Source organism: Pseudomonas sp. Pseusp21 (assembly GCF_059492145.1).
In genome coordinates this window covers 6156295-6175821 of the sequence record NZ_CP168520.1, presented here as the reverse complement: position 1 = coordinate 6175821, position 19527 = coordinate 6156295, and the positions used below count along the sequence as shown (strand labels likewise).

Annotated in this window: 21 protein-coding genes; 14 read left to right on the top strand and 7 right to left on the bottom strand. The window is 61.6% G+C overall.

The annotated features are described in order from the left end of the window. Positions 1–6: 6 nt before the first annotated feature. Positions 7–627, top strand: coding sequence for a LysE family translocator (locus ACEN93_RS28155; RefSeq protein ID WP_103386496.1), 621 nt, complete (start codon positions 7–9; stop codon positions 625–627). On the opposite strand, the gene ACEN93_RS28150 is transcribed toward ACEN93_RS28155, so the two are convergent. Together ACEN93_RS28150 and ACEN93_RS28145 are read right to left on the bottom strand one after the other, a co-directional pair. After that, complete coding sequence (locus ACEN93_RS28150; protein WP_039770856.1) at positions 624–1037, bottom strand: VOC family protein; 414 nt, start codon at positions 1035–1037, stop codon at positions 624–626. The genes ACEN93_RS28155 and ACEN93_RS28150 overlap by 4 nt on opposite strands. A 445-nt stretch (positions 1038–1482) precedes the next feature. Beyond that, entirely contained in the window at positions 1483–1821 is a 339-nt protein-coding gene (locus ACEN93_RS28145; RefSeq protein WP_103386497.1) for a hypothetical protein, read from the bottom strand. A gap of 325 nt (positions 1822–2146) precedes the next feature. Here ACEN93_RS28145 and ACEN93_RS28140 point away from each other — a divergent pair, with 325 nt between their 5' ends. Genes ACEN93_RS28140 through ACEN93_RS28130 form a run of 3 tightly spaced genes read left to right on the top strand, consistent with a single transcriptional unit; the run spans position 2147 to position 4674 of the window. Further along, complete coding sequence (locus ACEN93_RS28140) at positions 2147–3229, top strand: bifunctional transcriptional activator/DNA repair enzyme AdaA (RefSeq protein ID WP_103386498.1); 1083 nt, start codon at positions 2147–2149, stop codon at positions 3227–3229. A 23-nt stretch (positions 3230–3252) separates the two neighbouring features. Continuing rightward, a complete protein-coding gene (locus ACEN93_RS28135; RefSeq protein WP_103386499.1) occupies positions 3253–4050 on the top strand; it encodes an isocitrate lyase/PEP mutase family protein in 798 nt (265 codons plus the stop codon). Positions 4051–4053: 3 nt separating this feature from the next. Beyond that, positions 4054–4674, top strand: coding sequence for a DNA-3-methyladenine glycosylase family protein (locus ACEN93_RS28130; RefSeq protein WP_074687841.1), 621 nt, complete (start codon positions 4054–4056; stop codon positions 4672–4674). A 99-nt stretch (positions 4675–4773) separates the two neighbouring features. On the opposite strand, the gene ACEN93_RS28125 is transcribed toward ACEN93_RS28130, so the two are convergent. Next, positions 4774–6159, bottom strand: a complete 1386-nt coding sequence (locus tag ACEN93_RS28125) for a hypothetical protein (protein ID WP_039770862.1) — start codon at positions 6157–6159, stop codon at positions 4774–4776. A 355-nt stretch (positions 6160–6514) separates the two neighbouring features. Between ACEN93_RS28125 and ACEN93_RS28120 the strand changes: the two genes are divergently transcribed. Both ACEN93_RS28120 and ACEN93_RS28115 read left to right on the top strand, forming a co-directional pair. After that, complete coding sequence (locus ACEN93_RS28120; RefSeq protein WP_103386500.1) at positions 6515–7003, top strand: GFA family protein; 489 nt, start codon at positions 6515–6517, stop codon at positions 7001–7003. Between the two features lie 100 nt (positions 7004–7103). Continuing rightward, entirely contained in the window at positions 7104–7901 is a 798-nt protein-coding gene (locus ACEN93_RS28115; RefSeq protein WP_080770647.1) for a MipA/OmpV family protein, read from the top strand. Between the two features lie 6 nt (positions 7902–7907). On the opposite strand, the gene ACEN93_RS28110 is transcribed toward ACEN93_RS28115, so the two are convergent. Together ACEN93_RS28110 and moaB are read right to left on the bottom strand one after the other, a co-directional pair. Further along, complete coding sequence (locus tag ACEN93_RS28110) at positions 7908–9113, bottom strand: molybdopterin molybdotransferase MoeA (protein ID WP_103386502.1); 1206 nt, start codon at positions 9111–9113, stop codon at positions 7908–7910. Beyond that, the gene (gene moaB, locus ACEN93_RS28105; RefSeq protein ID WP_039770868.1) at positions 9110–9649 is read right to left on the bottom strand and encodes a molybdenum cofactor biosynthesis protein B; all 540 of its coding nucleotides are present in this window, start codon (positions 9647–9649) and stop codon (positions 9110–9112) included. Before moaB ends, ACEN93_RS28110 begins: the two co-directional genes overlap by 4 nt. A gap of 298 nt (positions 9650–9947) precedes the next feature. Here moaB and ACEN93_RS28100 point away from each other — a divergent pair, with 298 nt between their 5' ends. The 8 genes from ACEN93_RS28100 to ACEN93_RS28065 all read left to right on the top strand — a co-directional run bounded on the left by ACEN93_RS28100 (position 9948) and on the right by ACEN93_RS28065 (position 17890). Beyond that, positions 9948–10847: a LysR family transcriptional regulator gene (locus tag ACEN93_RS28100; protein ID WP_039770870.1), complete on the top strand. Its 900-nt coding sequence runs from the start codon at positions 9948–9950 to the stop codon at positions 10845–10847. A 160-nt stretch (positions 10848–11007) separates the two neighbouring features. Next, positions 11008–11850, top strand: coding sequence for a formate dehydrogenase accessory sulfurtransferase FdhD (gene fdhD, locus ACEN93_RS28095; protein ID WP_495610794.1), 843 nt, complete (start codon positions 11008–11010; stop codon positions 11848–11850). Beyond that, entirely contained in the window at positions 11847–12332 is a 486-nt protein-coding gene (gene moaC / locus ACEN93_RS28090; RefSeq protein ID WP_495610793.1) for a cyclic pyranopterin monophosphate synthase MoaC, read from the top strand. The genes fdhD and moaC overlap by 4 nt, the downstream gene beginning before the upstream one ends. After that, positions 12329–12580, top strand: a complete 252-nt coding sequence (locus ACEN93_RS28085; RefSeq protein WP_074687836.1) for a MoaD/ThiS family protein — start codon at positions 12329–12331, stop codon at positions 12578–12580. The genes moaC and ACEN93_RS28085 overlap by 4 nt, the downstream gene beginning before the upstream one ends. Positions 12581–12583: 3 nt before the next feature. Then, a complete protein-coding gene (moaE, locus tag ACEN93_RS28080; RefSeq protein ID WP_039770880.1) occupies positions 12584–13045 on the top strand; it encodes a molybdopterin synthase catalytic subunit MoaE in 462 nt (153 codons plus the stop codon). Positions 13046–13330: 285 nt separating this feature from the next. Further along, positions 13331–14674: a chromate efflux transporter gene (gene chrA / locus ACEN93_RS28075; RefSeq protein ID WP_495610792.1), complete on the top strand. Its 1344-nt coding sequence runs from the start codon at positions 13331–13333 to the stop codon at positions 14672–14674. Positions 14675–15098: 424 nt separating this feature from the next. Then, positions 15099–16463, top strand: a complete 1365-nt coding sequence (locus ACEN93_RS28070) for a glutamine synthetase family protein (RefSeq protein ID WP_490840996.1) — start codon at positions 15099–15101, stop codon at positions 16461–16463. Between the two features lie 143 nt (positions 16464–16606). Further along, a complete protein-coding gene (locus tag ACEN93_RS28065; protein WP_490840997.1) occupies positions 16607–17890 on the top strand; it encodes an NAD(P)/FAD-dependent oxidoreductase in 1284 nt (427 codons plus the stop codon). Positions 17891–17938: 48 nt separating this feature from the next. Here the strand turns inward: ACEN93_RS28065 and ACEN93_RS28060 are convergent, their stop codons facing one another. After that, complete coding sequence (locus tag ACEN93_RS28060) at positions 17939–18724, bottom strand: DeoR/GlpR family DNA-binding transcription regulator (protein WP_490840998.1); 786 nt, start codon at positions 18722–18724, stop codon at positions 17939–17941. A 269-nt stretch (positions 18725–18993) separates the two neighbouring features. Next, the gene (locus tag ACEN93_RS28055) at positions 18994–19506 is read right to left on the bottom strand and encodes a transporter suffix domain-containing protein (protein WP_414881204.1); all 513 of its coding nucleotides are present in this window, start codon (positions 19504–19506) and stop codon (positions 18994–18996) included. Between the last annotated feature and the right edge of the window lie 21 nt (positions 19507–19527).

Below are 19527 nucleotides of genomic sequence, written 5' to 3'. Positions count from 1 at the left end.
CGCACCATGGATCTTGCCACCCTCTCCCTGTTCCTGCCCGCCTGCTTTGCCTTGAACATGGCGCCGGGGCCGAACAACCTGCTGTCGGTCAGCAACGCCACCCGCTACGGCTATCGCCGCGCCTGCGTGGCCGGGGTCGGTCGGCTGCTGGCGTTCGCCGGGATGATCGCCCTCGCGGCGGCGGGGCTGGCGGTGGTGCTGCAAACGTCTGAACTGTTGTTCTATGGGATCAAGATTATTGGCGCGGGGTATCTGTTGTATCTGGCGTGGCAGCTGTGGCGGGCCAATCCTGCCGCCGAAGACGCGGTTACTGCGCCGGCGAACGGGCTTCTGGCCCTGGCGCGTCAGGAGTTTCTGGTGGCGGCAGGCAATCCCAAGGCAATCCTGATCTTTACCGCATTCCTGCCGCAATTCGTTGACCCGACCCGCGCCATCACCCCGCAGTTCATGCTGCTGGGCGTGCTGTTCCTGCTGCTGGAATGGATCGCCATCAGCGCTTACGCCTACATGGGCCTGCACATGCGCCGCTGGTTCGCCGAGCCGCGCGGCAAACGGATCTTCAACCGTTGCTGCGCCGGGCTGCTGTCGGCGGCAGCTTCGGTATTGTTAATGGCCAAGCGCGCCTAAGCTTCGGAAGGGCCCTTGAGTTCGACCTGGTTGCCGTCCGGGTCGAAGCAGTACAGCGACAGGCCGTAGCCCTCGGCGCCAAAACGGGTGGCGGCTTTTTCGACGGTCAGGCCGCAGGCTTGCAAATGACTGACCAGCGCCGCTTCATCGAACGGCTCGATGCGCAGGCAGAAGTGATCGACATTGCGCCGTTCGCTGCCGGCAGCGGCGCCGCCCTTGCGACCGATTTCGCCGTCGAGGTCGACCAGATCGATCATCGACGTGCCGGCGCGCAGGTGCACCAGACCGAACTTTTCATTGCGCTTGACCACTTCGGCGCCGAAAACCCGGTCGTAGAAATCAATGCTGCGTTGCAGATCGGCGACGCGCAGCACGATGTGATCGATGTGTTGAATCGTGAACGGTGGCATACCTTCATTTCCCGAGTTGTAGCGACCCGATCACTGTAGTGCAGCGGCCCGAAAATTCACTGTCGATTTTTCGGTGGAGCCATCGAATAACTGGTTTTATCCTCGGCTTGTGGACACATAACCCTTCGATCGCGAATCTGGATCTGACCTGAAACTGTTCGTCGCTGCTTGCCGAACTGATCAAACCGCGGGCGCAAGATCGAACAAAGAATTCAGCCCATCAATAGCGCCGGGGGGTGAAGGCGATGAGGTAGGTTAGTTTCAATGCCGAGCGAGACACATAAAATAATCCGATGCCAATACTGGCATCGGACTTCAATTTCTTGCAGAAAAACCCAAATAAAAATGGCTCAACTTACCAAGCACATCCAAATAACCATTGTTATCAGAACATACTCATCTTCTTATCAAGTCTCAAACCGAGCCAAATCCAGGATCCTTTTTTTTACAAATTGATCGTCACTTGCACTTTATCGGAAGGTATGAATACCGGATGACCAGGCGTAGGCGCTTTACCATAATCAAAATAATACTTACCATTACCTAGCTTCACTAAGTCGTCCTCAGATAAGTGAGTAATTACGAAATTCTCGGAGCCGGCCGGAAAATCAATCGTTTTTACGGTTTTTTCATCAGCTTCCAGCCATACGGTACAGGTACCGTCGCTCTCCGGCTTCGGCATTCTAATTAGAATAAATAATTTCCCCTCGATCAAACTGCTCCTTTTAATCTCACCAAAAACATTAAGGAACTTCATAGCTGGCAGTGCTTCTTCATTGGACATTTTTATAATCCTCTATATTGGCCTCAATCATTTACACAGGATTCATGCTCCGCAAACGCTTCGTCGAACAGTTACAAAGAAACGCATCTCACAGCCCTCAAACAATAAGAATCTGAGGCACAGCAAGTAAACGCATAATCAATCATCACGTCTACTGTCAGAAATAACAGGTGTCGGTCGAAAACCGACAAACGGTCATGTAATCTGCCTTAGCGAGAACATCGTGGTACCGACAGCTTGAATGGGTCCGTTTAGTGAAGCGCACCAAAAATTCACTGTCGATTTTTCGGTGGAGCCGTCGAATAACTGGTTTTATCCTCGGCCCATGAACATACAGACCGCTGCCCTGCCCCCTCACGCCGAAATGGTTCGCGCCATGCTCGCAAGCGACACTGCCTATGAAGGCGTGTTCTTCACGGCCGTGAAAACCACCGGGATCTTTTGCCGCCCTACCTGCACGGCGCGCAAGCCGAAACCGGAAAATGTCGAGTTCTTCGCCCACGCTGACGAGTGCCTGTCCGCCGGTTACCGCGCTTGTCTGCGTTGTAAACCGCTAGACGCTGCGGCCATCGCCCCGGACTGGGTGCAGCGGCTGCTAAAAGCGGTCGACGCCGATCCGGAGCTGCGCTGGAGCGATGCGCAATTGCTCGCCGAGGGCATCGAGCCGCTGAAGCTGCGGCGCTGGTTCAAGCAGCATTTCGGCATGACCTTCCACGCGTGGCTGCGCACCCGCCGGCTCGGCATGGCGTTGGGCGGGATCAAGCAAGGCACGTCCATCGACCACGCCGCGTTCGATTCCGGCTATGAATCCCTCAGCGGTTTTCGCGATGCGTTTCAGAAATCGTTCCACATCACGCCGGGACGCGCGGCAGCCAGCGAGCCGCTGCTGTTCACTCGCCTGACCACGCCGCTGGGGCCGATGATCGCCATGGCCGAACGCCGTGGACTGGTGCTGCTGGAGTTTCTCGACCGCCCGGCGCTGACCCGGGAAGTCGAAGAACTGCAGAACCGCTACGGCTACGTGGTCGCACCGGGGCACAACGCGCATTTGCAGCAGCTCGAAAACGAGCTGGCGCTGTACTTCGCCGGCAAGCTGAGCGAATTCGGCGTGCCGCTGCACCTGCCCGGCAGCGAGTTTGCCCGGCAGGTCTGGAGCGAACTGCGGCAAATCCCCTACGGCCACACCAGCACGTACGGCACCATCGCAGCGCGGCTGGGCAAACCCGGCGCCAGTCGCGCTGTGGGGCTGGCCAACGGGCAGAATCGGCTGTCGATCGTGGTGCCATGCCATCGGGTGATCGGTGCGGACGGCTCGTTGACCGGCTATGGTGGTGGGCAACCGCGCAAGGCGTTTTTGCTCCGGCTGGAAAACGCCGCCGTGCAGCTGACGCAACCACTGGCTTTCTGAACAACCGACAAGAAGGGATCTCGATGAACGCGCTCGACACTCAGTTTCACCAGTTGCACCACGATGGCCTGCTGATCCTGACCAACGTCGCCGACGCCACCGGCGCGCGACTGGTCGAGCAACTGGGTGGCAAAGCGGTCGCCACCAGCAGCGCCGCAGTCGCCTGGGCCCACGGTTACCCGGACGGCAACACTCTGCCGCTCGAGCGTTTGATCAGCAGCGTGGAGTCGATTGCGCGAGTCATCGAGGTGCCGTTGAGCGTGGACATCGAGGCCGGTTATTCCGATGACCTCGGCCGGGTCGCTGAAGTGATCGATGCCGTGATCGCTGCGGGTGCGGTCGGGATCAATATCGAAGACGGCAGCGGCACGCCGGAACTGCTGGCGCGCAAGATCGAAGTCGCGCGACAAGTGGCCGACAAGCGCAATGTGAAGCTGTTTATCAATGCCCGCACCGACGTTTATCTGAAAAGCCTGGTGCCTGCCGAGGATCGCGTCGCCGAAACCCTGCACCGCGCCGCGCTTTATCAGGCAGCCGGGGCCGATGGGTTGTTCGCTGCCGGGGTGACGTCTGCCTACGAAATCGAAGCAATCTGCAAGGGCACAACTTTACCGGTCAACGTTCTGGGCTTCGCTTGCCTGCCCTCTCCCGAAGAACTGATAGCCCTCGGCGTGCGCCGCTTGAGCGCAGGCTCCGGGATCGCCGAGTTCATGTACGGCGCCATGGGTTCGCTGGTGAAAAGCTTTCTCGCCAGCGGCAAGCTCGACACCCATGACCTCAAGGCCTTCACCTATGGCGAAGTCAACGGTTTGCTGAAGTAACTCATGCCCGATCCCTACCAACCGGCCAGCGTGTTTCTGGCCAGCCTCGACGCCGACTGGCAGCGCCACATTGCTGCCATAGGCCCTTGTCTACATCAGCCGCATCCGACGCGCGATCCGTATGAGTCGCTGGTGCGGGCGATTGCCTATCAGCAACTGCACGCCAAGGCGGGCGATGCGATTGTCGGGCGGTTGGTGGGGTTGTTTCCCGGGCAGACGTTTCCGCGTCCCGAGCAGATTCTGGCGACGGACTTCGATCAATTGCGCGGTTGCGGGTTTTCGGCGGGCAAGATTGCGACGATTCAGGGGATTGCCCAGGCGACCCTGGACGGTGTGGTGCCGGATTACTCGAGCGCGCTGGTGATGGAGGACGAAGCGCTGATCGAGCGTCTGGTCAGCCTGCGCGGGGTTGGCCGCTGGACTGTAGAGATGTTGCTGATCTACAGCCTGGAGCGGCCGGATATTCTGCCGGCGGATGACTTTGGCGTGCGCGAGGGCTATCGGCGGTTGAAGGGGCTGGAGGTGCAGCCGACGCGCAAGCAGATGATTGACATCGGATTGGCGTGGAGTCCGTTTCGCACGGTGGCGGCGTGGTACCTGTGGCGTGTGCCTAAGGCGCTCTGACCTTGCCCCATTACCCTGTTCAGTCGGATGTTTCGACAGGCCGGGGTGAGGAGCCGTTCATCTCGCTCCTCCCCAGGGAGTCGGCCGCACGCCGTTTTCTCATGGAAACAGCAGCTTCATGTCCTGTTCCGAATAATTGTACTTGCAGCGCAACTCGGTCCCCGCCGGAATATCGTCCGCGGCGAACAGCGCACTCAGGATATAACGCCGACGTTCGAACCGGGTGCCGATCTGCAGGTCTGCTTCAACCTTGAACCCGATTATGTTCACGTTATAGCCCCCCGCCGCTTGCCTGACTGGCTTGTCGGCGGCGTCATATTCGAAGTTCGTGTTGATCCGCGAAACAATATTGTCACCGATGACCACCAGGGGCTCTTCGATGAACCTTCCCGGTCCGTAATGCAAATAAGTGCCCGCGAGCATGGTGTACGTCTGCTCCTCTGGCCGCAGCAGCCCTGCCCGGCTGATCGTTCCGCCGTAAAGGCCCAGCGCCTCGCCTCTGGTGATTCGCTTGTTCGCGACCACCATAAGCTGGCCGATCAGCGCTTTCTCGCCGGGTACTTTCACGTCGGCACTGGTGAAAGTACGCAGCTCGAGTTTCTCTTCATAGAGCCTGGCAACGTCTTCATAGCCTTCGAACTTGATGTAAGGCTTGATCAGCTCCGAACGATATCGCTCCCCCGTGCGCAAGGTCACCAGCGTTTCCAGTTTGCGAATCCGTACCGGCCTGCCCTGCGGATCGCGCAACGGGTATTTGCCGTTGTTGGTGCGGTCGTACGAAGCCAGACGATTGGCCCGGAACGAATAGCGCACCTCGTGACGCATGGCCGCCAGTTCCTGTTCGGTGTAAGGCTTGATCTGCATTGATTCGGAAGCCAGCTCGAACTCGTCGTCAGAAGCGTCCTGACGACTGCGCCCTTCGTCACCTTCCGGGTGAGGCATTGTCTCGAGGGGCGAGTCGACTTCACTGCGCGGGTCTGGGGTGCGAAAACGGTCAGTGTCAAACTCTTGAAGCGGGTGCCAGCGCCTGCCATCGCTATCGCGCTCCAGAACCGGGCCGGAAGGATTGAGTTCGCTGGCCAGCCTGGCACGGTACAACCCCGTCTGCGGATCGGCACTGACCTGGACGATGGCCTGATCGGGCAATTCGGCGAACTGGCGCCCTTTGAACGTCCTGAAGCCATCGGCATCGATCTCCGTCAGCCGGCCTGCCCCCGGGACGTGGTAGGCCTCCAACGACTGTTGCCCGGAGGCGGGTATTTCAATCGTCGGCTGCGCCTCGTGAACAGTGATCGAAGCCGGAGGACTGACGACCTCTCCAGTGCGGTCATGCGGGGCCCTTGAGCCTCCGGAAAAAGCGGGTGGATCTGGCTGCGTGAAGTGGCCACCGGGGCGAATCGTCGGCCCCGACACCGCGCCATCAGCGGGCGGTTTAAAATGGACATCAACCGGGCCTGCACCCTTGGTTGGCGGTTTGACTGGCATATCCAACTTCCTTGATAAATGGCCGGATCAAATCCTGTGAATCTGAAGCCGGCCGGTGTTCGGCGTCATTGCCGGTTCATCTACATGGCGAAAAAAGGCTACCAGACTCCGACCACACCCACCCACGCACAAACCGCTTCAAATTGATTCCCGGCGCGCTCCGGCTAACAGCGTCTGCGGCCGTTCTGCAGATGTTTCTGCGCCCTGATTGTGTGATCCATCACCACGCCTGCCCTTGCGCCGACGTTCCCAGCACCAGACCGGCTCGGGGTAAAGATACAACTGACGCTCCGGGCGCCCGGGATCTTCTCGTCTAGGCTGAATCGAACGACTTCAGCCCAACCGGAGGCCACTCATGCAACTCGAAGGCTCCTGCCACTGCGGCGCGGTTTCATTCACCCTCGACAGCGCCCACCCCTACCCTTATCAGCGCTGCTACTGCTCGATCTGCCGCAAGACCCAGGGCGGTGGCGGCTATGCGATCAATCTCGGCGGCGACGCGGCCAGCCTCACGGTGCGCGGACGCAAACACATCACGATCTACCACGCGAAAATGAAAGACGAAGGCGATGCCCGCGCCCACCGCAGCAGCGCCGAACGGCACTTCTGCTCGTTGTGCGGCAGCGGACTGTGGCTGTTCAGCCCGGAATGGCCGGAGCTGATCCACCCGTTCGCCTCGGCCATCGACACGCCGTTGCCGGTGCCGCCGGAACATACCCACCTGATGCTCGGTTCGAAGGCACCGTGGGTCGAAGTGCAGGCGAGCAAGAAGGATCAACAATTCGAGGTCTATCCCGAAGAGTCCATCGCCCAGTGGCACGAACGGCTGGGACTGAGCCGATAACCGCCTTCACAGTCTTTGACAGTTTCCCGACAAAGCTGCCAAAGATTGCCGGCCGCCCCCTCACTAGCATGGGCGCATCCAATCTTCCCTCGGGTGCCCCATGCCGGTTTCGTTACGCACACTTTCGCTGTCCCTGACTTCCCTCTGCCTGCTGCTGCCGGGCGATTCGTTGCGTGCCGAAGACTGGCACGCCACCCTGCGTGCCGGGGCGGCCAGTGCGCCGCGTTACAGCGGCAGTGATGAACGGGTGGTGGCGCCGTTGGTGGGGGTCGAAATCGTCAGCCCTTATGGTGTGTTTCTCGACAGCAGCCGAGGCCTCGGCTGGGGCTTCGACGAAGAGGATTTCGGCCTCAGCGTCTACGTCGGCGCCAGCGACGTGCGCAAGGATCGCAAGACCGGATTCAAAGGCTCGGACGAGCTCAACGGCATGGGTTCGATCAAGTCGCGCCCGGTGATCGGGCTCGACGGGACCTATCACATGGGCCCGATCATTCTCGGCGCGAGTTTCGAGCATGCGCTGGAAAAGGACGACGATGACCACGACACCGGCTCGTCGTGGAACCGCCTCAAGCTGAGCATCAGCGCGCCGTTCTACGAAGGCCGTTACGGCAAGGTTACCGGCGGCCTCAACAGCCAGTTCGGCGACAGCAACTACATGCGCACCTGGTACGGCGTCAGCGACACCCAGGCCTCGCGCAGCCAGTTCCGGGCCTACAACGCCCGAGGTGGCCTGGTCAGTCGCGGTGCGGATCTGACCTGGTCGTTGCCGCTGGATGAGCAATGGAGCGTATCGACCGTTCTGGCGGTGCAGTACCTGAGCCACGAAGCGGCCGACAGCCCGATTGTCGAGCGCCGGTTGCAGACCTCGTTGGCCGGGCAAGTGGTCTACAGCTTTTGATCGCGCTCAGAACAGCTCGCTGAACGGGATGAAGCGCAGCGGATCACCGACCCGCAAGGTGCTGTTCTCGGGAATTTCCACCAGCCCGTCAGCCCAGGTCGCACCGAGCAGCACCCCGGAACTCTGGTTCGGATACAGCGCCGCCTGACCGCCCTCCAGACGCACGCGCAGGTATTCGCGACGGCTGCCGGGTTTCGGCCAATCGAAGCCGGCGTTGACCGTGAAGCTCAGCGGCATCACCTCTTCCACGCCTTGAATGCGCAGCAGGTACGGGCGCGCCAGCAGGCCGAAGGTCACCAGCGCCGAGGTCGGATTGCCCGGCAGGCCGATCACCGGCACCGTGCCGAAATGGCCGACCGTCAGCGGTTTACCGGGTTTGATCGCGAGTTTCCACAGCAGCGGTTTGCCATTGTCGCGCAGCACCTGGCCGAGAAAATCGGCATCACCGGCAGACACGCCGCCGGTGGTCAGAATCAGATCGGCCGCCACTTGCAGTTGCTCGAGTTTGAGCCGGGTCTGCGCCGGGCGATCGGGCAGAATCCCGGCGTCGATCACTTCGCAACCCAGTTCGCGCAACCAGTGGTCGAGCAAGGTGCGGTTGCTGTTGTAGATGCTGCCGGGACGCAGCGGCTGGCCAGGTTCCACCAGCTCATCACCGGTCGACAGCAATGCCACGCGCGGACGACGCACCACCGGCAAATGGGTCATGCCCTGCCCTGCGGCGACGGCCAGCTCGAACGGGCCGAGGCGTTTGCCGGCGCGCAGCAAGGTGTCGCCGACGCGGTTCTCCTGGCCCTGGGGACGGATGTTCTGGCCGACCTTCAGCGGTTGCAGGAAATGTACGCGACCGTCCTCCAGCACTTCGACGTTTTCCTGCATCTCCACGCAATTGGCGCCCATGGGCAACGGCGCACCGGTGAAAATCCGTGCGCAGGTGCCGGACAGCAAGGCGTCCGGCGCCATCCCGGCGTAGACCCGCTGTGACACGCTCAACGGCTGGCGATGCAGGTCGGCAAGGTTCAAGGCATAACCGTCCATGGCGCTGTTCGGCCACGGCGGCAGGTCGAGGGTGGCGACCAGATCGCTGGCCAGCACGCGCCCGCGAGCCTCATTGAGCGGCACCGATTCACTGTCCGGCAGACGTTGTTCATTGGCCATGGCCAGCAGTTGGTCGAGGGCGTCCTCGACCGGCATCAACCCGGGCTTGCTCATCCGCGCGGCCCGCAGGCTTGCACCGGCTTGAGGTGCGGAACGAAGTTGCACGGGCGATGACGGTTATCCAGTTGTTCGGCGAGGATGCCTTCCCACGCGGTGCGGCAGGCGCCGGTGGAGCCCGGCAGGCAGCACACCAGCGTGCCGTTGGACAGGCCGGCCAGCGCGCGGCTTTGTACGGTCGAGGTGCCGATGTCGAGAATCGAGATGGCGCGGAACAGCTCGCCAAAGCCGTCGATCTGCTTGTCCAGCAGGCAAGCCACGGCTTCCGGAGTGCTGTCGCGACCGGTGAAACCAGTGCCACCGGTGATCAGCACCACTTGAATGCCGTCGTCGGCGATCCACTGCGCAACCTGGGCGCGGATCTTGTACAGGTCGTCCTTGAGCAGGTTGCGTTCGCTCAAGGTGTGGCCGGCCTCCAGCAGGCGGCTGACCAGCAACTGGCCGGAGGTGTCGCTGGCGTAATCGCGGGTATCGCTGACCGTCAGCACGGCAATATTCAGGGGAACGAACAAGGCATCCGATTTCACACTCATGGCACTCTCCGGCCGTCGTCAATTCAATGGATGACGAGCCTAAGTGCCGCTTGTGAGGACTGTCTAATCACTCTGGCCAACCACACTATCGACCTGCTCTATCGGTGATTTTTTTCAGCCCCTCGACCACTGTCCGACCCAATGAAACCGGGGGTCATCGAGATCCTCGATAGGCTCTTAGACACTGCCGATTGGACGAAAAAAACCATCAATGGGATCGTCGTTCCCTGCGCTTTCCGTGCGCTGTACGCATCTGCGTCAATACTCAATCAAAATTCCTTATCGAGCAGGTGCCGTCGTGGACATCAAACAACTCAAGTTCCTGATCGCGCTGGACGAAACCCGCCACTTCGGCCAGGCCGCCGCGCGCTGCCACATCACCCAGCCGACCCTGTCGATGCGACTGCGCAATCTGGAGGACGAGCTGGATCTGGTGCTGGTCAATCGCGGCCAGCGCTTCGAAGGTTTCACCCAGGCCGGCGAGCGCGTACTGGCCTGGGCCCGCACGTTGCTGGCCGCTCACGACGGGCTGTTTGCCGAAGCGGCGGCCTGCCGGGGGCAACTGGTGGGTAGCCTGCGCCTGGGGCTGGTGCCGCTGAGCAACTTCAATCCGGTGAATTACATTCAGGGTTTGTCCGGGACTTATCCGGAGCTGAAGTACAGCCTGTCGTCGCTGAGTTCGGACGAGATCATCGAAGGCCTGGGCAACAATCAGCTGGATCTGGGCGTGTGTTATCTGGACCACGTCAACCCGAACTATTTCGAGTTCTTCGAGATCGGCGAAACCCGCGTCGGCCTGCTCTACGACACCCGCCACTTCCATTTCGAAGGCCCGGAAATGAGCTGGGAAGACGCCGCCGAACTGCCGCTGGGGATGATCACTACCGGCATGCACTACCGCAAATCCATCGACCTGAGTTTCCGCAGTCGCGGGTTGAATCCGCAGCCGATCCTGGAAAGCGACTCGACCTATCAACTGCTGCAGGCGATTCACCAGGGCTTCTGCTGCTCGATCATGCCGCTGGACAGCGGGCTGGAAGAGCCGATCGAACATCTGGCTTTCATTAACCTGCCGGATGCCAGCGTGCTCGCGCCGCTGGGGCTGGTGATGCGCAAGACCGAACCGCGCTCGGCGATTGCCGAGAAGTGTTTTGCCGAGGCGCGCAAGATGTTCGGGATCGAGGCGCCTGCCGTTTAACCCTCCCCAAGTTGCCTGAAACGTTGCACTTCGGTGCAACGACTTCAGGTGCGCCTGCGGTCATCGACCAATCCAATCACTGCATCGGAACAAGCGATTGGACGCACTTTTCCCTGCCCCGTAGCCTGAACCCACTTCAGCGCTTCGTGGGACTTTCAAGATGCTGTGCCAAGTTGAACAACTCATCGAACCGGGCGACGCCAACGCCCCCGCGCCACAACCGGCGCAAGTGGCTTATCGCGAATACCTCGACGACGCGCCGGTGTCCCACGCGGCGCTGGCAGCCGAAATCGCATTGGCCATCAGTTACAACGGTTTGAATCAGGCCGTGATGATGGTCTCGCCAGGCAACATCGAGGACTTCATTCGCGGGTTCAGCCTGAGCAACGCCATCGTCGACCGCCTCGACGATATCCACGACATTCGCCTGACCCGTTTCGACCAGGCCTGCCAGGCCGACGTGCAGATTTCCAGCCGCGCGTTCTGGGCCCTGAAGGATCACCGCCGGCAAATGGCGGGCACCAGCGGTTGCGGCCTCTGCGGTGTGGAAGCCCTTGAGCAGGCGCTGCCGCAACTGGAGATCCTGACCCCTACACCGCTGCCACCGGCCGCGCATTTCAACGGCATCCGCCAGCGCATCGAGCAGGCCCAGCAACTGGCCCGCAGCAGCGGCGCCCTGCACGCAGCGTTGTACTTCGACGCCGACGGCCAAGCGTTGCTGTGCCGCGAAGACATCGGCCGCCACAACGCCCTCGACAAGCTGATCGGCGCTCTGCAATTCGAAGGCCTCGATGCGCGTCAGGGCTTCGTCGTGGTCACCAGCCGTTGCAGCCTCGAACTGATCCACAAAGCCGTGCGCGCCCGCCTCGGCACCCTCGTCAGCCTGTCTGCCCCCACCGCGCTGACCGTGCGCTGGGCGCTCAAGCACCGCTTGAACCTGATCCACGTCCCGCACCGCAACGCCCCGCGAATCTACAGCCCGATCCAGGAGCCCACCGCATGAGCAACACCCTCACCCATCTCGACGATCAGGGTCGCGCCAACATGGTCGACGTCAGCAACAAAGCCGCCACCCGCCGCGAAGCCACCGCGCAAGCCTGGGTGCAGATGCGTCCGGAAACCCTGCAAATGATCCAGTCCAACGGCCACCCCAAGGGCGATGTGTTCGCCGTGGCGCGGATCGCCGGGATTCAGGCGGCCAAGCGCACTCATGAGTTGATTCCACTGTGTCATGCGCTGCTGCTCAGCTCGATCCACGTCGAGCTCAAAGCCTGCGAACCGGACCGCGTACAGATCACCAGCACCTGCCGCCTCACCGGCCAGACCGGCGTCGAACTCGAGGCCCTGACCGCCGCCAGCGTCGCCGCGCTGACCATCTACGACATGTGCAAAGCGGTGGACCGGGCGATGGTTATCGGCGACATCCGCCTGCTCAGCAAACAGGGCGGCCGCTCCGGCCACTTTCAATGGGAGAACCCGCAATGATTCTGATCAACTACTTCGCCAGCTACCGTGACCGGCTCAATCTGGGCGGTGAAAAGATTCCGGCCAGCGACACCCTCGCTTGTGTCGAGGATGTACGACAGATGCTGATGCAGCGTGGCGATGTCTGGCGTGAAGTGCTCGGCGCCGGCAACCTGATGTGCGCGGTGAATCAGGAGCTGTGTCAGCCGGATCAGACGATCGAGGATTTCGACGAGATTGCGTTTTTCCCGCCAGTTACGGGGGGTTGAGGCATGGGTGTTCGAGTCCAGCGTAAAGGCTTCGATGCCGGTCAGTTGATTGCCGACCTGCATGCGCGCAATCCACGGGTGGGCGCGGTGGTGAATTTCATTGGTTATGTGCGGGATCTGAACGTCGGGCAGCCGGTGACCGAGCTGTTTCTGGAGCACTATCCGGGCATGACCGAAAAGGCCTTGGAGCAGATCGCCGAACAGGCCCGCGAGCGGTGGCCGCTATTGGCGGTGGAGATTGTGCACCGGGTCGGCGCGCTGTCAGTGAGCGAGCCGATCGTGTTCGTTGGCGTCAGCAGCAAGCATCGGCATGCGGCTTTTGAGGCCTGTGCGTTCATCATGGATGTGCTGAAGACCCGTGCGCCGTTCTGGAAGCGTGAGACCACGCCGGAGGGTTCGCATTGGGTCGAGGCGCGGGAGAGTGATCAAAATGCGGCGTTTCGCTGGAGTCTGGCGCATGCCTGAAGACCGAAAGCCCTCACCCTGGCCCTCTCCCAGAGGGAGAGGGGAGCGATTGGGGGATATTTCAGAAATACGCCGACCTGAACGTATAGCGTTGAATTCGAATGCAAGCAGTTTCGAATCCATAATCGACTCGGACTTTCAGGTCGATGTTTGACGCAAGACACTTCGGTCGGCCCCCTCTCCCTCCGGGAGAGGGCTGGGGTGAGGGCTGCAATCTCGATACCACTCCTTAACAAAAGCCTGATTAGATAGCCGCTCCACCACAACTCAACTCGGGAGCCACACTTGAGCCAGACACCAAAGGGCTTGCCCCGCCCCCAACCCATCACCCTGCGCCAGGCCTGGCCGTTCTGGCTCAAACTCGGCTGCATCGGCTTCGGCGGCCCTGCCGGGCAGATCGCGATCATGCATCAGGAACTGGTGGAGCGTCGGCGCTGGATTTCCGAGCGGCGCTTCCTGCATGCGCTCAACTACTGCATGTTGCTGCCCGGCCCGGAGGCGCAGCAACTGGCGACTTACATCGGCTGGCTGCTGCATCGCACCCGTGGCGGCGTGCTGGCCGGGGCGTTGTTTGTGATGCCATCGTTGCTGATCCTGATCGCCTTGTCGTGGGTGTACATCGCGTTCGGCGACGTACCGGCGGTGGCCGGGGTGTTTTACGGAATCAAACCGGCGGTGACCGCGATTGTGCTGCACGCGGCCCATCGCATCGGCTCCCGAGCCTTGAAGAACAGCTGGCTCTGGGCGATCGCCGGGGCAGCGTTCGTGGCGATTTTTGCCTTCAACCTGCCGTTCCCGCTGATCGTGCTCGGCGCGGCATTGATCGGTTATTTCGGCGGACGCTGGGCGCCGCAGCGGTTCAGCAACGGCGGCCATCGCGGCGGCGAAAAATCCTTCGGCCCGGCGCTGATCGATGACGACACACCGCCGCCCGAACATGCGCGGTTCAACCTGCCCAGGCTGCTGCGTCTGGCGCTGATCGGTGCGCTGCTGTGGTGCCTGCCGATGGCGTTGCTGACCGCGTTGTTCGGCTGGAACGGCACCTTCACGCAGATGGGCTGGTTCTTCACCAAAGCGGCGCTGCTGACGTTCGGCGGCGCCTACGCCGTGCTGCCCTACGTGTATCAGGGCGCGGTCGGACATTACGGCTGGCTGACGCCAACGCAGATGATCGACGGCCTGGCCCTGGGCGAAACCACGCCGGGGCCGCTGATCATGGTCGTGGCGTTTGTCGGGTTCGTCGGCGCTTACGTGCAACCGACGTTCGGTCCGGAACACGCGTTCGCCGCCGGCGCGCTGGCCGCGACGCTGGTGACCTGGTTCACCTTCCTGCCTTCGTTCCTGTTCATCCTCGCCGGCGGGCCATTGGTGGAGTCGACCCACAACGAATTGAAGTTCACCGCGCCGCTGACCGCGATCACGGCGGCGGTGGTCGGGGTGATCCTCAATCTGGCGTGTTTCTTTGCCTGGCACGTGTTCTGGCCCGCCGGTTTTACCGGTCAGCCCGATGTGTTCTCGATCGTGCTGGCCCTCATGGCCGCCCTCGCCCTGTTCTTTTTCAAGCGCGGCGTGATCGAGGTGTTGATCGTTTGCGCCCTCGTCGGGCTGGGGTTTTACCTGCTGCGTTGAACCGGGGAGCACGCCACCGCTCGCGGAATCAGGCGTTTACTTATCCGGGGATTCCCCCTTACTATCCAGCCACACCGGCATGGCGGGACGCTCCCGCCGCCGACGTTTTCCGCCAACGGAAACACGCGTCATGAGCACGTCACTCCAACAATCAGAATCGTTGAACGTCTCTGCACTGCGCGCCCTTCTTCACAGGGGCCGCGCATGAATCGCATCGTCAATCTCCCCATGGCCCTGAGCCGTTCCAAGCTGCGTCACTCCGCACGCCCGCCGGATATCTGCCTGCCCGTCTGATCGCGCCGGTAAAAATCGCGACAGCTCCCCCTCTTTTTTCGATATCCCTGCCAGGACGCACCCGCCTTTTGCCGAGCTGCGTCCAGGCCGAATCTGCGCGCCTGTGCGGCGCCACCGTGAGTGATTGATTATGAAATTCGCAGCCATTGAAGACGCCCGTCATTTTCTCGAGCAGAACCCCGACATCGACATGATCGAGCTGTTCATCCTCGACGCCAACGGCGTGCCGCGCGGCAAGCTGTTGCACCGCGAAGAACTGCTCGCCGTGTACGAAAGCGGTCGCCCGCTGCCGAGCACCATCCTCGGTCTGACTGTGCATGGCGAAGACGTGGAAAACTCAGGCCTGGTGTGGGACGTCGGCGACATCGACTGCCGCGCCTACCCATTGGAAGGCAGTCTGGTGCGCCTGCCGTGGCGGCAGATTCCGACCGCTGCGGTGCAGGTCAGCATGCACCCGGAACAAGGCATGCCGGCGAGCATTGCCGACCCGCGTCACCTGTTGATCAAGGTCATCGACCGCCTGAAAGCCGAGGGCTACCACCCGGTGATGGCCTGCGAGCTGGAGTTCTATCTGCTCGACGCCAAACGCGATCACAACGGTCGTCCGCAACCGGCGCTGGATGCCGATGGTGGGCGACCGCGACACACGCAGGTCTACGGTTTGCGTGAGCTGGAGCAGATCGAACCGTTCCTTGCCGACCTCTACAGCGCCTGCAAACTGCACGGCATTCCGGCGCGCACGGCTATCTCGGAATACGCGCCGGGCCAGGTGGAAATCACCCTCGAACACGGCGATGCGCTGGAAGCAATGGACCAGGCCGTGCGCTACAAACGGCTGGTCAAAGCCGTAGCGCACAAGCACGGGATGCAGGCGACGTTCATGGCCAAACCGTTCGATCACCTGGCCGGCACCGGCATGCACATGCACGTCAGCCTCGCCAATGCCGAGGGGCGCAATCTGTTCGCCTCCGAAGACCCGGCCGGCACCCCGCTGTTGCGCACGGCGATTGGCGGGATGCTCGCGTCCCTGCTCGATTCGCTGCTGCTGTTCTGCCCGAACGCGAACTCCTACCGCCGTTTCCAGGCCAACAGCTACGCACCGCTGGCACCGACCTGGGGCGTCGACAACCGTACCGTCAGCCTGCGCGTGCCCGGCGGCCCGGCCAACACCCGGCACATCGAACACCGCATCTGCGGCGCCGATGCCAACCCGTATCTGGCAGCGGCGGCGATCCTGGCGGGCATTCATCGCGGGATAAAAGAAGACATCGATCCGGGTGAACCGGTGGAAGGCAACGGTTACGCGCAGGCGAAAGAATTGCTGCCGACCGACTGGCTGACCTCGCTTACGGCGCTGGAGAATTCGGTGTGGGCGCGGGATGCGCTGGGGCAGGAGTTTCTCGGGGTGTATCTGGCAGTGAAACGTGCGGAATACCGGCAGTTCATGGCCGAAGTGGGCGAGCAGGACTGGCGCTGGTACCTCACAGAGGCCTGATCTTTCACAACTCCCCCTGTGGGAGCGGGCTTGCCCGCGAAGGCGTCGTCACATCCAACACTTCAGGTGACTGACACATCGCTTTCGCGAGCAAGCCCGCTACCACAGGGTCCGTGCACCGACTTCCGAATCTGGACACTGAAATGACTCAACGCAGCAATTCCTACTACACCGCGACCCTCAACCGCGACACCGACTACCCGACCCTGCAAGGCCGGCACAAGGTCGATGTGGTGATCATCGGCGGCGGTTTCACCGGCGTTGCCACCGCCGTCGAGCTGGCCGAAAAAGGCCTGAAAGTCGCCATCGTCGAAAGCCACAAGATCGGCTGGGGCGCCACCGGGCGCAATGGTGGGCAGGTCACCGGCAGCCTGTCCGGCGACGGCGCGATGCGCAAACAGATGCGCAATACATTGGGCGATGAGGTCGATGATTTCATCTGGCACCTGCGCTGGCGCGGCCACGAAATCATCAAGCAACGGGTCGAGAAATACGCGATCGATTGCGACCTCAAGCACGGCCATTTGCATGCGGCATACAAGCCAAGCCATATGGCCGGTTTGCGCAGCGACTACGACGAAGCCGTGCGCCGAGGCATGGGCGATGAGGTCAGTCTGCTCGACCGCAGCCAGGTCCGTGATCTGCTGCAAAGCGATCTCTACCACGGCGCAATCAAGAACACCCGCAACATGCATTTGCACCCGCTCAACCTGTGCATCGGCGAGGCGCGAGCGGCGCAAAGCCTCGGCGCGCTGATCTTCGAAAACAGCGAAGTGCTGGAGATCATTCACGGCGACAGCCCTGGCGTGCGCACCGCCCACGGCCGGATCGACGCCAATCAGGTGCTGCTGGCCGGCGACGTCTACCACAAACTCGAGCCGGGCCAGCTCAAGGGCAAGATCTTCCCGGCCATGGGCGGCATCGTCACCACCGAACCGCTGGGCGATCTGGCCAAACAGATCAACCCTGAAGACCTCGCCGTTTACGACTGCCGCTTCGTGCTCGACTACTACCGCCTCACCGCCGACGGGCGCCTGCTGTTCGGCGGCGGCGCCAACTACAGCGGCAAGGACTCACGGGACATCGCCGGCGAACTGCGGCCGTGCATCGAACAGACTTTCCCGGCGCTCAAAGGGGTGAAGATCGATTACCAGTGGAGCTGCGCGATGGGTATCGTCATCAACCGCATCCCGCAACTGGGCAAGCTTTCGGACAACGTCTGGTATTGCCAGGGTTACTCCGGCCACGGCATCGCCACGACCCACATCATGGGCGAGATCATGAGCCGGGCGATCACCGGGCAGATGCAGCAGTTCGACACGTTCGCCGCGTGCTCGCACATTCGCGTGCCGATGGGCGATCTGCTGGGGAATCCGATGCTCGCGGCGGGCATGTGGTACTACCAGATGCTGGAAAAACTGCGCTGATCGAACAGGCCCCATCGCCAGTGATGGGGCCTTTTTTGCCGCAAAACCTCAGTCGGGCAACTGCTCCACCTCAATCCCCAACCGCCGATAATCCTCGACACTCCCCGACGCCACATGCCGTTCGGTGATCAGCGTGTGCAAGCGCTCGCACGGCGCCACCACAAACGGTTCCACCGCGCCGAGCTTGTCCGCCGTGGTCACGGCAATCACCCGCGCCGCACAGTCGAGCAGTGCCTGCTTGACCGGCACTTCATCGAAATGCAGCGAGGTGATGCCAACCTCCGGATGAATCGCACAGACGCCGGTGATCGCCAGATCCGCCTTGATCCCCGACAGCAGCCGCAGCGCCTCGTGACCGCCAGCAGACAGGGTTTTCGGATTCAACTGCCCGCCTGCCAGAATCACCTTGATGCCCGGGTATTCGGACAACGCGATCGCCGTCATCGGTGAGGCCGTGACCGCCGTGAGGCTGATGTCCCTGGGCAACGAGCGCGCCACCTGCAACGAGGTGGAACCGGAGTCGAACATCACCGTTTGCCCATTCCGAATCTGCTGCGCCGCCAACTGCGCCAGACGAATCTTCACCTCGTCGATCTCGTCCAGCCGGGTGAAGTAATCCTTGCCAGTATCCTTGGGCCTCGGCAGCGCACCGCCGTGCACTCGCTGCACCAGTCCGGCGTTGTCCAGCTCGGCGAGATCGCGGCGGATGGTGTCTTCGGACACCGCAAAATGCTGGCTCAACTCGGACGCCATGACCTTGCCGTCACGTTCGAGGATCAGAAGGATTTTCTGCCGGCGCAGGGAGGGAAGCTCGGAAGCGGAATGATCACGCATGGTTTTGCCTGTTTGTGCTTTTAATTGCAGGTTTGCGCGAGCTTAGCCAAGCAAACCGGCAAACACAACGCCGGTATCAATGGCTTCGATCATTGGAATCACAAAGCCGAATTTTTTCTTTTGACCCGTCCCCGGCAGAATGGCCCCACTTTCAAAAGGACCAGGATGAACACCCCATGAACCTCAATTTCGCTTTCGCCTGCATGGTCGTCGTGTCGTTTGCCATCGCGCTCGTGCACGCCTGATCAAAATCAAGGCTCACTAGGCGATCATTCCACCACCCGCGCCTTGCGCACGAACAACGCATGCACCTTGTCCCAGAAGTTGCCGCCCAGCACGAAGAAGCTGCCGATGAACATCAAGTCGCCGAGCGCCTGCAACTGCCAGAGATTGGGCCGCACGCCCGGAAAGAAGTTATCGAAATACGGCTCCAGGAATGACGACAGCAGCGGCAGGCAGAACATCACCACGCCGATCTTGTGGCGCAGCGGGCTGACTTCGGCCACCGGGGTCGGAATCACGCCGGAAATATAGTGGCCGATCGTGCGCTTGAGTTCGGCGAACCCGGCCTTGCCCATCACCGCGATCACCAGCAGCAACAGCACTTTATTACTGATGAACAGCACCCCGGTCAGCGCCGCGACTTTCGAGCCCGGCACGTCGAGGGCGGCGGCAATCGGCACCATCAGCCACGAACCGAGCATCAGGCAGATGATTGCCACGCCGACCTTGAAACGCCAGCTGGCGCTGGTGGGGGCAAGCGGTTCTTGAGCAGTGTCCATGGCTTCCTACCTTTTTATCCG